Below are 12899 nucleotides of genomic sequence, written 5' to 3' on the forward strand. Positions count from 1 at the left end.
GACCCTGGTTGACCGGGAATACTCAGTCTTCCCGGTCCGAATCATCATGACGAACAAGGTCCCCGGCATGACCGGCCCCTTGCGTCTTGAGGCGGGCGTTTTCCTGCCGGATTTCAGGAATGCGCCTGCGGTAATAGGGATACAGGGTGGCAAAGGTCAGAATGAGTGTGGCAATCAGGAAGCCTATGCCCACATAGAGCGGACGATAGAAGAGGATGAAGAGGGACCCGAACGATATCAGTGCCGCCCAGCCCCAGAGAATCAGGACGGCGGAGCGGACGGAATGACCGATGCGCAGCATCCTGTGGTGAAGGTGCATCCGGTCGGGATGCATGGGCGACTGACCGTGACTGAGTCTGCGAACGATGGCCAGGCACATATCGAGCACCGGCAGGAAGAGGACCAGGATGGGCAGGAGGATGGGCATGAAGGCCGGCAGATAGATGCTGGTATGGATGGTGGCTGGATCCAGACGACCGGTGACCACGATGGAGGCGCAGGTGATCAGGTATCCCAGAAGCATGGACCCCGAGTCTCCCATGAAAAGCTTGGCGGGGTGCCAATTGTGGAGGAGGAATCCCACGCAGGTCCCCACCATGGCAACATCGATCAGGGTGGCCAGGGAGGCGTAGTCAGGCGAAATGCGGGCGATGATGTAAGAGTAGATGGCGAAGGCGATGCCACCGATGGCCACAATCCCCGCCGCCAGGCCGTCCAGGCCGTCCACGAAATTCACGGCATTGATGGAGGCCACAATCAGGAAGGCCGTGATGGCCATGGAAAGGCTGGGTGAGGCTGCCACCAGGGAGCCCAGCGGAAGGGAGATGATCTGCACCCCTCCCCAGGAGACGAATACCGATATGAGCAGCTGACCGGCCAGCTTCAGCATCCAGTCCAGGTCCCATAGATCATCGGCCATGCCCAGCAGGCAGATGGCCACGGCCCCGCCCAGGATGACCCAGGCCTGGTGGCCGGTCTGGAAGAGACCCGTGATGAACGGTATTCGCGAGGCAAAGAACATGGCGACGGCAAACCCGATCAGCATGCCAAGGCCACCCAATCTGGGTGTTGGAATGGTATGCACGTCGCGAGCGCGGACCTCCCCCACCGCTCCGATACGGATGGCGATATGCCGAACCATGGGCATGACCAGCCAAGTGGCCCCGCCAGCGATTGCAGCGATGAACAGATAGACCCTCATGCCCGACCGCCTTCCGCAGCGACTTCCCTGATGACCTTGCGCAGGGCCGCCTGGTCAATCACTCCCTGACGAAGGATACGTATGCCATCGGGGTCGCCGGCATCCGCCTCAACGACCGTGCTGGCCACCGAACCGGGGGTCGGCCCACCGTCCAGGTAGCACGCAACCGAGTCCCCCAACTGTTCTCGGGCCTCTTCAACGGTGCGGACACTGGGGTTGCCGGACCTGTTGGCACTGGAAGCGGCCAGGGGCCCGGTCATCCCAAGAAGGGAGCGGCACACGTCGGAATCAGGCACCCTTACGGCCTGTGTCCTGCAATCTGATTCCTGGCGGGGGGTGCAGAGCCCACACCCCTCCCCGACCAGGCAAATCGGCGAAAATGAACCAGGCAGAAAGCGGTCGGCCAGGATATCCAAGGGACTGGGCAGGCTCAGCTTCAGGGCGGGTATGGCCTCGACGGAATCCAGCAGCACCTGTATCGACTTGGTTCTTGCCCGCTGCTTGGCAGCGAAGAGTCTGGCAATGGCCTGGTCGTTGCAGGGGTCGCAGACGATGCCGTAGACCGTATCCGTCGGGACAACCGCCAATTCCCCCCTGCCGATGACCTCTGCCAGACGCAGCAAGGAATCATGGCTGCAATCCAGCACCTGACTCATCCGATTCACCGCCCTTTCCGCTTCTGCCGACCAATCGGCAAACCACAAATCCACCGCCCGTCGAAGGGCGATCTCGGTCGTACCTCACCATTGTGCCCCATGGTCAGGGCCGTTGCCAGTCCAATCATATGACCTGAGCCAGGAGATACCGATCCAGACCGGCGAGGTCCCGTCCTGTTGAGACATTCACGTACCCAGCCTGCCTGGCCATACTGCGCAGTGCCCTCCCCTGGCTGCAGTCGTGCTCCATGACCAGAAGGCCCCCGGGGCGGAGCAGATCCGCCGACCGCCTGATGATGCCCTCCGGTATCAGGCATCCATCGGGAGAGCCTCCGTATAGGGCCAGTGCCGGGTCCCAGTCCCTGACCTCAGGCTGGGTGGGCACCCGATCCATGGGGATGTATGGGGGGTTGCTGATGACCAGGTCAACACGACCGTCAAGTTCGGCGAGCACCGTCCCGCTGGTGGCATCACCGTGAACCAGGTGATATGAAGAGCCGGACCGAGCGAGGGCCTCAGACTGTGCATCAGCATTCCTGCGGGTCCAGACAGCCGCTTCATCCGAAGCCTCCACAGCCCAGACCCGGGCCCCGCCGACCTCGGTGGCGACCGAAAGTCCCACAGCCCCACTGCCGGCACAGAGATCGACCACTACCGGTTCCGACAACCCCTGGGCGGCAATCCAATCCAATCCCGTCTGGACCACGGTCTCGGTCTCGGGCCTGGGAATGAAAACGCCTGGCCCCACGGCCAAGTCAAGCATCCTGAATGCCGTATGGCCGAGGATGTACTGAAGGGGCTCACGTTCAGACCGCCTCTGCAACCAGCTGCGGTAGTCCCCTAGAGCCTGCGCCGCGTTCCTTGTCGGGACTGCCAGCTGGTCAAGGTCCCACCCGAGCAGAAGTCCCTTGTCAAGATCGTGCAGGTCTACACCGGCAGCTTCGGCAAGGAGGACCCTGGCATCGTGTTCGGCAGCCTCCAAACCGGCGGCACGGAGCACATTCCGCCCTTCCTGCACCAGGGCTGGGAGGCCCTGGGGGTCGCCGCCTGCGGAAGTCACTCCTGGGAGGCCATTCTCTGGGCCTCATCGGCCTGGATATCCGAATCGATGACGGCCTGGAGATCCCCGTCCAGCACCTGCTCCAGGTTATAGGCCTTGTACCCGGTACGGTGATCGACAATCCTGCTCTCTGGGAAGTTGTAGGTCCGAATCCGCTCGGACCGGTCCAGGGAGCGCACCTGGGAGTGGCGCATGTCGGCCGCCTGGGCGGCCTCCTCCTCATGCTTCATGGCCAGCAGCCGGGACTTGAGCACCCGCAGGGCCGCCTGACGGTTCTGTATCTGCGACTTCTCGTCCTGCATGGAGACCACGATTCCGGTGGGAATATGGGTCATGCGGACGGCAGAATATGTCGTGTTGACGGACTGACCGCCCGGCCCCGAACTCATGAAGATATCAATCTTCAGGTCCTTGGGGTCGATCTGAATCTCGTCATCGTCCTCGTCGGCCTCGGGAAAGACAATCACACCTGCCGCCGAGGTCTGGATCCGCCCCTGGGACTCGGTAACGGGGATACGCTGGACGCGGTGGACGCCGCCCTCGTACTTCATGGAGGCCCACACCCCATCGGCAGGGGCCACCTGTCCCCTGGCACGGATAGCCATTTCGGCGTCCTTGACCCCACCCAGTTCGGTGCGGTTCTCATTCATGATTTCAGTGGACCATCCGCGCTTTTCGGCATAGCGGATGTACATACGCATCAGATCACCAGCGAAGAGGGCCGCCTCCTCGCCACCGGTTCCGGCCTTGATCTCCATGATGGCATCCCGGGAGTCATCGGGATCGCGCGGAATCAGGGCAGTCCGCAAGCGTTCCCGGGCGGCGGGAATCCGGTCGGCCAGGTCCTTGGCCTCCTGGGCGAAGTCAGGATCTTCACCAGCCATGGCCTGGGCGGCTTCATGGTCTTCGAGAAGACCCTTATATCTGCGATATGCCTCGACGATAGGTGCAAGCTCGGAATGGCGACGCCCCAGCTTACGAATCTGGGCCGGATCCGAAGCCGCCTCGGGCTGGCTCATCTGATGCTCCAGGCGTTGGTACTCCTCCAGGGCGACCTTGGCCGCCGGGAACTCTTCATCACTCATCGAATCCTGCCCTCTCTGGCCGATTTGCATAGAAAAACGCCAGTTCCAAACCGGGCATAGCAGACGACCCGGGTCGGGACTGGCGTTGAAATGCTACTTGTTCTTCTTGCCGTAACGGGCTTCGAACCTTGCCACACGCCCACCGGTGTCCAGAATCTTCTGCTTGCCGGTGTAGAAGGGGTGGCAGTGCGAGCAGACATCAACCGTCATATGATCGCCAGAGGCGGTCGAACGGGTAATGAAGGTGTTGCCGCACGAGCACGTGACCTCTACGGGATGGTAATCGGGATGAATTCCCTGCTTCATATTGGACTCCTAGGAGACAAAGGGCACCGGGTCGCCGACCCCTATGGTCAACGTGAACCGGAACCGGAGACAATTGTAGCGCACCTTCAGGAGAACCGAACCTATTGCGCCACACGCCGAACGGTTTCCCCGAGATTCCAGTACTCCGTACCTATAATCAAACAACCAGACCACCTGATTGGCGGTTCATCCAATGAAGGAGGAGAGCATGACACAGGAAGTCGCATTTGTCACGGGGGCCGCCCAAGGCATAGGAGGAGGCCATTGCGCGGCGTCTGGCCTCAGACGGATTCGCTGTGGCCGTGGCCGACATGAACGGCGACAAGGCAACCAGCGTCGCCGATTCCATCAATGAGGACGGGGGCAGGGCCATCGCCGTCACTCTGGACGTGACCGACAAGGTCCAGGTCCGCTCCGCCGTCGAAAAGGCCGCCACACAGCTCGGTGATTTCAATGTCATCGTCAACAACGCCGGTCTCGGACCCACCACCCCCATCGAGTCCATTACCCCCGAGATGTTCGATCAGGTCTACCACGTGAATGTGGCAGGCACCATATGGGGCATACAGGCCGGGGTCGAGCAGTTCCGTGCCCGGCACCACGGCGGCAAGATCATCAACGCCACCAGCCAGGCGGGCGTGGTGGGCAATCCGAATCTGATGCTCTACTCCTCCACCAAATTCGCCATCCGTGGCCTGACACAGGTCGCCGCACGTGACCTGGCCAAGGAGGGAATCACCGCCAACGCCTACGCCCCGGGTATCGTCAAGACGCCCATGATGATGGACATTGCCCATCAGGTGGGCAAGAATGCCGGCAAGGACGACGAGTGGGGCATGTCGACCTTCTCCGATGGCATCGCCATGGGACGACTTTCCGAGCCCAGCGATGTGGCCAACGCCGTCACCTTCCTGGCCGGCCATGATTCCGACTACATCACCGGGCAGACGCTGATCGTTGATGGAGGCATGCAGTTCCAGTGACTACAGGGCTGTGCAGCCCCCTGTCACTCAAGCGTTGAAAACGTACCTGTCCAGACGCTCCATGGCCTCCTCGACCCGACTCAGCGGCAGGGCGAGGTTCATGCGTACGGCACAGGGGGCCTTGAACTGCCGTCCGTCCTGGATCGCCACGCCGACATCCCAGGCTCGCTTCTCCAGCTGGTCCAGGCTGATGCCGTGGGACTCGCACCACTGCGAACAGTCCGCGAAGAGCATGTAGGTTCCCTGGGGCTTGGAAACATCCACCCCCTCGAAACGCCTGCAGATGTAGTCACACGCATAGTCCACATTTCCGGTCAGGACCTGACGCAATTCATCGACCCACTCCTGCCCCTCTGGCTTATAGGCTCCAATCAGGGCATGCATGGACAGGACGTTCATATCGTTGTAGTGGGCCTTGGAGCCCTTGGAGACCACCCTGTCGCGAAGGTACTTGTTGTAGATGATGTGGTAGGAGCCCACCAGACCGGCCAGGTTGAAGGTCTTGCTGGGTGCATAGAAGGCGGCCGTCCTGTTCCTGGCATCCTCGCTCACCGACTGGGTGGGGGTGTGCTTGTTGCCAGCCAGTATGAGATCGGACCAGATCTCATCGGAGATGACCACGCAGTCGTTCTCCTTGTATATCTCCATGGCCTTCTCGATCTCCCACTTCTCCCAGACGCGCCCGCAAGGGTTATGGGGGTTGCAGAAGACAGCCACATGGATGTTGTTCTCTTTGAGCTTGCGGTCCATGTCCTCGAAGTCCATCCGCCAGACACCCTGCTCATCCTTCTTCAGGGGGCTGTGGACGATATGGTATCCGTTGTTCTCGATGCAGTTGGTGAATCCCACATAGGTCGGACTATGCAGGAGGACCTTGTCTCCAGGCGCTGCGAATGCCGTCAGGGTGGATACGACACCACCCAGAACCCCGTTCTCATAACCGATGTCTTCAGCGGTCAGACCTTCCACACCGTTACGGGCACGCTGCCAATCGATGATGGCATCGTAATACTCATCAGTCGGATCGAAGTACCCGAACGCCGGATGCTTGGCACGTTCGATTATTGCCTCCTGGACCGTGGGTACGGTCGGGAAGTTCATATCGGCCACCCACATGGGAATCACATCGAACCCGGCCTTTGGGGGATCAGGGGCGAAACCGGGCTCCGTACCCAGCCCGTCCACCGCTATGGAATCCCTGCCATGCCTGTCCATAATCGTTGTGAAATCGTACTTCATCGTTTTCCTTTCCCTCGGATGACAGGCCGGTATCCACCAGTTGCAATCAGAGGACGGTAGCCGTCGCCGGAACGGTGTCCATCCTGAATTCTACCGGGAGCCTTCTTCACGAACACACTCATGACCAAAGCCCGGCCTGACGATTCCGCCCTGGACAGGGCCCTACCCAGCCGCTTCCTCCAGTATGCCGGAGTGTACGACCATTTGAATCTGGAATACGCCTCGACCCCTTTGACACCGATACGGGCGGGTGTATGCTGTAACCCAGAGAATATCTCTATACGGGGGAAAACGTATACACGATAGTTTCGCTTGAGAATCTGCCTTATGCAGAGTCTCAGTATGGAGAGCGCATGTATCAGTTTTTCCCATCTGTGCGGCTATATACCGCAATCACTATCAGACTGTGCCAGGGATCAGGCATATCTCTGCCCATATGCCCAGTCGATATACAGCTTTTTGGTCACTAGACCAATTCCGAACCATGCTCATCACCCCGTTCACCTGGCAGCCGCAGGCCGGGAAGTGAAGAGGTTGGTTCGATACAAGGAAACGCGCCTAGCTCCATTTCCCCCGGCTGCCATGTTCGCCGATCCCTATGGAATCGGCACACAGCATGGTGCTAGAGCTAGGCTGCGATAGGACGGACCGCGAACCACTCACGGTCCGTCCTTTCAATAAGCCTAGCAACAACCAGCGGTTCCAGGGCAAAGTCCCCACATGAACATCTCGCCACGGCTCCATAAGGCAATCGGTAGGGCTTTTCCTATACCTGGGAGTGCCCGGATTTTCCGATGCACTTTAGTATACAAATGGTATACATTTTGCCCTCAAACCCCTCGCCTGCGAGTATGAAGAAACCCCCGCAGGCTTTGTGCCTGTAGGGGTTTCTTTGGTGGGGCCTCAGGGGCTTGAACCCTGGACCGAACGATTATGAGTCGTTTGCTCTAACCGACTGAGCTAAGGCCCCGCGCCGATCACATCGGCCAGAGTCATGGTATCAAAACGACTCGTCATCAGCCAGGTACGGTTCGTCGAACCTACTTAGTGACCTGGTTGTAGACCGGCAGACCCATGTAGCCGAAGGGAACCTGACGAACCTGCTTGCCGGCCACTGCGGAGACCTTCCTGTACCAGAGCGGCAGCACCGGAAGATCCCTGAGGAGGACGGCCTCGGCCTGGCGGTAATCCTGCATGGCTTCGTCCTGGTCGGTCTTGGAGGCGGCTTGGGCAAGAAGGGTGTCATACTCCGCACTCTTGTAGTCCCCGTTGTTCAACCCCTTGCCGTTCGCCTGACTGGAGGCATATCCCTGAACAAGGTAACCCTCGGGATGGGGATAGTCCGAGGTGATGCCGGAATTGAAAATACTGTCGACCTGGCGATTATGAACCGCCGTATTGAACTCCTTGCCAGTCGGGAAGATGTTCGACTCCGTCTTGATGCCCAGAACCTGGGCGTACTCGTGCAGAACCGCATCGACCCAGTCCTTGTCGGTCCCGTCGGCACTGTAGGCAATGCGGAGCGTACCTTCCCATGGAGAGATGGCGTCAGCCTCCTCCCAGAGACTACGGGCCTGGTCCGGATCGTGGTCCAACACCTCCCTACCTCTGATGTCGGAGGCGTTCCCTCTGATGGTGGGGGCAAGGAAATCGGTGGCTGGAGTGACCGAACCGGCGAAGACCTTGTCGGCTATTTCCGCACGATCAAGGGCATACGACAGGGCCGCCCGGCGCAGGGCGCCTTCCTGCCCTTGGAAATGCTGCAGGCCTTGCGGGATGGTCAGGGACCGGAAGGCCGGCCCCGGCTTGACCAAGGGATGCAGGCCCGAATCAGTATGGAACGTTTTCAGGCGGGAAACAGGAACCGTATCGAGCACATCCAGATGTCCGGCCTGAACATCGGCATAAGCGGCATCAAGACTCTGGTAGTCCCTGAACTCCAGACTTCCGTTCCGGGCCTTGCGTGGCCCCTTGTATGCGGGATCCCTCTCCAACCTAATCCCCTGATTGGGCACCCATGACTTGAAGCGGTAGGGCCCGTTCCCGATTGGGTTCTTACCGAAGGCCTTGATGTCCTTGTAGGCGGACGATGGCAGGGGAAGGAAGGCCACATCTCCCACCTTGTAGGGGAAGGAGGAATCCGGCTTCTCCATGGTCACCTCCAGGGTCAGGTCGTCAACCACCCGAAGACCGGATAGGGGCGCTTTGGGGTCGCCCTGCTCATCCTGCACCTGCTCATATCCGGCGATGGTCGAAAAGGCCGAAGCCCCCAGCTGCCCATTGGCCACATTCGCCGCAAAGGACCAGGAATCGGCATAGGTCTTGGCGGTGATCTTCTCCCCATCACTGAACGTGAGTCCTGGCTTGAGGGCAATCGTGTACCGGCTGGCATCCTCATTGGGGGTGATTGATTTGGCCTCGACCAGCGTCATCCCACCCTTGGCATCGAAGGTGACCAACCCGTCGAAAAGCTGGGTCACCACTTTCCAACCTGCGGTGTCATTGGTGCTTGAAGGAATCAGGGGAGCCGTGGGTTCGACATTGTTGACACTGACGGCGGCCTGGGGGTCAATCCGGTGTTCTTCGGAAGTCCGGGAGGGGCCGCAGGCACCCGCTGCCAGGATGAGCGGCAGTACCGCTGCCGCAAAGTAGGAGCGAAGGTTGGTCATGGTTGGACCCTTCCTGCCCGGTACGGGCCTTGTCAAAACTTCACAAACATATGGTCAATATTGAGGCAGAGGAGTCGGTTTCAGACCCGCCTGACATCCTGCCCGGATGCAAGCCGATCCAGCGCTCCGGTCCTGCCGATGGCCCGGAAGAGGAACCAGCTGGTCAGACCAGCCAGGACCACCCCACTGATCAGTTCACAGATGGTGCCGATGATCCCCCTTGGGCTGAGCGGGGAGACTCCCTGGTAGTAGAAAGCCAGGAGGAAGGCGTTGTACGCCAGGGCTATCAGGAGACCTCCCAGAATGGTCGTTCCCAGGGTCCACCGGCGGTAGCGGAATATCCCGAAGGCCAGCTCCGCGCAGAGGGCCTCGACGATGGCCTGCACGAAAATCATCGGCCCGTTATATGCGTTGCCTGGCAGAATTTCGACCAGGACGCTGATGATTCCAACATAGACGGCTGCGCCGGGCTTGCGCAATATCAGCAGGGACAAGGTACAGGGGAAGTAGAAGACCCCATGCAGGAGGGCCGCCATCCCGGGAAGAATGGCCGTCATCAACGGGAATATCCATGAGGAGAGCAGACTGGCAGCCCAGTAAATCAACCCTGACACCGCCCCCAGGCCAGCGCCGACCGCAATATCAAGAGGCCTCCAGCGCAACCGATGAGTTGCGGAAATCCAACCATGTTGCCGTTTCTCTGTCATTGATACTCCCTTGCGACCGCATACAACTCACGGCCCATTCCTCATGCGCACAGCCGAAGGCCCGGTCCCATCCGTATCGGCAAAGACCCGGTCGGCGCTCCTTGACCTGCGCATGTCGGGCGGGAACACCTCCTCAAGGCTACCCTCTGCCGCTCAGCAAATCCCGCATGCGGGTATAGGGAAAATTGATAGGCCCCTCATGGGATGAGACCCAGATGGCCTGCTGCGTAAGTCGGAAGTCTCCATTACGATTAATGGAGTTTGAACCGTCGTTTTCCAACCCTTTGCGAGGTAGTTTCCTTGGCCGAATTTATCTATCAGATGATCAAGGCGCGCAAGTCCTTCGGCGACCGCGTTATTCTCGATGACGTCACGCTGAGCTTCCTCCCGGGAGCCAAGATTGGCGTGGTGGGCCCCAACGGTATGGGCAAGTCCACCCTGCTCAAGATCATGGCCGGCCTGGAGACCGTCAGCAACGGCGAGGCCCAGCTCACCCCGGGCTATTCGGTGGGCATCCTTCAGCAGGAGCCGCCCCTGGACGAGGACAAGACCGTCGGAGAGAACATCCGCATGGCATACGGCGACATCATGGAGAAGGTCCATCGCTTCAACCAGATAGGTGAGGAGATGGCCAACCCCGATGCCGACTACGATGCGCTGATGACCGAGATGGGCAAGCTCCAGGAGGAGATCGACGCGGCAGACGGATGGGACCTGGATTCCCAGTTGGATCAGGCCATGGATGCCCTGCAGTGCCCCGACCCGGACACCCCGGTTTCGGTCATCTCCGGTGGCGAGCGCCGCCGCGTGGCCCTCTGCCGGCTCCTGCTTGAGGCCCCCGACCTCCTGCTTCTGGACGAGCCCACCAACCACCTTGACGCCGAGTCCATACTCTGGCTGGAGCAGTATCTCCACACCTACAAGGGAGCCGTCCTGGCCGTGACCCACGACCGGTACTTCCTTGACAACGTGGCCGAGTGGATCTGCGAGGTGGACCGTGGACATCTCTACCCGTATCAGGGCAACTACACCACCTATCTCGACACCAAGGCCAAGCGTCTTGAGGTCCAGGGGCAGAAGGATGCCCGCCTGGCCAAGCGGCTGAACTCCGAATTGGAATGGGTCCGCTCCTCCCCCAAAGCCCGGCAGGCCAAGAACAAGGCCCGCCTGGAGCGCTATGAGCAGATGGAGATCGAGGCCAGGAACAACAAGAAACTGGACTTCTCCGAGATTCAGATTCCACCGGGGCCCCGCCTGGGATCCAAGGTCCTGGAGGCCGAGCATATCCATAAGGCCTTCGGCGACCGGGTCCTCATTGACGATCTGAGCTTCACCCTGCCCAGGAACGGCATCGTTGGCGTCATCGGCCCCAACGGCGTCGGCAAGTCGACCCTTTTCAAGACCATCGTAGGCCTGGAGCCCCTGACCTCGGGTTCCCTGGAGGTCGGCGATACGGTCAAGATCTCGTATGTGGATCAGAACCGCGAAGGCATCGACCCCAAGAAGAACCTCTGGGAGGTGGTCTCCGACGGTCTGGACTTCATCGAAGTGGCCGGCGTCGAAGTTCCCACCCGCGCCTACGTGGCCTCCTTCGGGTTCAAGGGATCGGACCAGCAGAAGCCGGCCGGGGTCCTTTCCGGTGGTGAGCGCAACAGACTGAACCTGGCTCTGACCCTGAAGCAGGGGGGCAACCTCCTCCTCCTGGACGAGCCCACCAACGACCTGGACGTGGAGACCCTGGAAAGCCTTGAGAACGCCTTGCTGGCATTCCCCGGCTGCGCAGTGGTCATATCCCACGACCGCTGGTTCCTGGACAGGGTCGCCACCCACATCCTTGCCTGGGAGGGCACGGATGAGAACCCGGCAAACTGGTACTGGTTCGAGGGCAACTTCCAGGCTTATCAGGAGAACAAGATCCAGCGTTTGGGCGAGGAAGCATCACGACCTCACAGGATTCACCGCAAGCTGACCCGTTGAACCGGCTCCGGCGCACAATCATCAAGGGATGGGGGAGAATATGACCATTGAAGAAACTCCATTGGAGCACGTGGTAAAGGTCCTGGATGTCGCAGGGACGGGCCAGGAGGGTGCCCACACCCTGTTTGAGGGGGACTCTCTCTACTTCCCCACCAAGAGAATATACGGGGGGCAGATCGTGGCCCAGGCCATCATGGCCGGGTCACGGACCGTCCCCGAGGGGCGGCAGCCCAACTCTGCCCACGCCTACTTCCTCCGTACAGGCAGTATCGAGGAGAAGGTCGGAATCGATGTGGAGACCATGCGTGACGGCAGGTCCTTTTCCTCGCGCCGTGCCGATGTGACCCAGTCCAAGGGCACGATACTGACAACCATCCTCTCCTATCAGGAGCCCGGACAGCAGGGCGTCAGGTACGCAGACCCCATGCCCACGGATCTGCCCGACCCCGAGGATTTGACCAGCGCAAAGGACCTGATGCGTCCCTATGCCGAGAAGTCTCCCTTCGCCGACTATTACGTGACCCAGTCGCCTTTCGACATCCGCCACCTGGGCAGGACCGTCCTGATGGGTGTCGACAAGGAGGCCGTTGCCAACGATTCCGGTCGTCAGATGGTATGGAGCCGGACCGATGGGCACCTGGACATGTCGCAGACTATGAACCGTGCCCTCCTAGCGCTTGAGTGCGACCAAATCATGATGGAGCCCGCCCTGCGGCGCTCCGGCCTGGGAATCACCACCAGGGGAATCTCCTTCGCCTCCATCGACCACTCCATGTGGTGGTATCAGGACATCGATCTCAACCAGTGGCACCTCTTCGTCCAGGATTCCCCGGTTGCCGACCATGGCCGCAGCCTCTGCGTGGCCAAGGTCTACACCCAGGATGGGGCTCTTGCCGCCACAATGGTGCAGGAGGCCATGATTCGGGTTCCCCAGGACGACCAGGAGAAGGCCTGATATCTGGTTGCTTCCGGCCTCTCATGTGACTCCGTCCACGTCGTTGAGAGGCCGGAGTCAC

The 12899-nt window shown here is 60.3% G+C and carries 11 protein-coding genes and 1 tRNA gene; 3 read left to right on the top strand and 9 right to left on the bottom strand.

Features of this window, described 5'->3' with window-relative positions:
• Nucleotides 1-22: 22 nt before the first annotated feature.
• The 5 genes from BINDI_RS05085 to rpmE form a co-directional block, all read right to left on the bottom strand.
• The gene (locus tag BINDI_RS05085; protein WP_045921463.1) at nucleotides 23-1201 is read right to left on the bottom strand and encodes an MraY family glycosyltransferase; all 1179 of its coding nucleotides are present in this window, start codon (nucleotides 1199-1201) and stop codon (nucleotides 23-25) included.
• Nucleotides 1198-1857, bottom strand: a complete 660-nt coding sequence (locus BINDI_RS05090; RefSeq protein WP_033490521.1) for an L-threonylcarbamoyladenylate synthase — start codon at nucleotides 1855-1857, stop codon at nucleotides 1198-1200. Before BINDI_RS05090 ends, BINDI_RS05085 begins: the two co-directional genes overlap by 4 nt.
• A 124-nt stretch (nucleotides 1858-1981) precedes the next feature.
• Nucleotides 1982-2917, bottom strand: a complete 936-nt coding sequence (prmC, locus tag BINDI_RS05095; protein WP_052108835.1) for a peptide chain release factor N(5)-glutamine methyltransferase — start codon at nucleotides 2915-2917, stop codon at nucleotides 1982-1984.
• The gene (prfA, locus tag BINDI_RS05100) at nucleotides 2914-4002 is read right to left on the bottom strand and encodes a peptide chain release factor 1 (protein WP_033490523.1); all 1089 of its coding nucleotides are present in this window, start codon (nucleotides 4000-4002) and stop codon (nucleotides 2914-2916) included. The genes prmC and prfA overlap by 4 nt, the downstream gene beginning before the upstream one ends.
• Nucleotides 4003-4095: 93 nt before the next feature.
• Entirely contained in the window at nucleotides 4096-4308 is a 213-nt protein-coding gene (rpmE, locus tag BINDI_RS05105) for a 50S ribosomal protein L31 (protein ID WP_033490525.1), read from the bottom strand.
• Nucleotides 4309-4619: 311 nt separating this feature from the next.
• Between rpmE and BINDI_RS05110 the strand changes: the two genes are divergently transcribed.
• Nucleotides 4620-5291, top strand: a complete 672-nt coding sequence (locus tag BINDI_RS05110; protein WP_237742932.1) for an acetoin reductase — start codon at nucleotides 4620-4622, stop codon at nucleotides 5289-5291.
• A 27-nt stretch (nucleotides 5292-5318) separates the two neighbouring features.
• Here BINDI_RS05110 and BINDI_RS05115 read toward each other — a convergent pair whose 3' ends face one another.
• From BINDI_RS05115 to BINDI_RS05130, 4 genes are all read right to left on the bottom strand, one after another.
• Entirely contained in the window at nucleotides 5319-6530 is a 1212-nt protein-coding gene (locus tag BINDI_RS05115) for a MalY/PatB family protein (RefSeq protein ID WP_033490529.1), read from the bottom strand.
• Nucleotides 6531-7423: 893 nt separating this feature from the next.
• A tRNA-Ile gene (locus BINDI_RS05120) sits at nucleotides 7424-7500 on the bottom strand.
• 70 nt (nucleotides 7501-7570) lie between these two features.
• Nucleotides 7571-9199 (bottom strand): peptide ABC transporter substrate-binding protein, encoded by a 1629-nt coding sequence (locus BINDI_RS05125; protein ID WP_033490531.1) that lies wholly within the window; start codon nucleotides 9197-9199, stop codon nucleotides 7571-7573.
• Nucleotides 9200-9279: 80 nt separating this feature from the next.
• A complete protein-coding gene (locus tag BINDI_RS05130) occupies nucleotides 9280-9906 on the bottom strand; it encodes an ECF transporter S component (protein WP_033490533.1) in 627 nt (208 codons plus the stop codon).
• Between the two features lie 300 nt (nucleotides 9907-10206).
• Between BINDI_RS05130 and ettA the strand changes: the two genes are divergently transcribed.
• Nucleotides 10207-11883, top strand: coding sequence for an energy-dependent translational throttle protein EttA (gene ettA, locus BINDI_RS05135; protein ID WP_033490535.1), 1677 nt, complete (start codon nucleotides 10207-10209; stop codon nucleotides 11881-11883).
• A 40-nt stretch (nucleotides 11884-11923) separates the two neighbouring features.
• Nucleotides 11924-12838: an acyl-CoA thioesterase gene (locus BINDI_RS05140; protein ID WP_033490537.1), complete on the top strand. Its 915-nt coding sequence runs from the start codon at nucleotides 11924-11926 to the stop codon at nucleotides 12836-12838.
• Nucleotides 12839-12899 lie beyond the last annotated feature (61 nt).

The sequence above is a fragment of the Bifidobacterium [indicum] DSM 20214 = LMG 11587 genome (genome assembly GCF_000706765.1).
GTDB lineage: Bacteria > Actinomycetota > Actinomycetes > Actinomycetales > Bifidobacteriaceae > Bombiscardovia > Bombiscardovia coryneformis.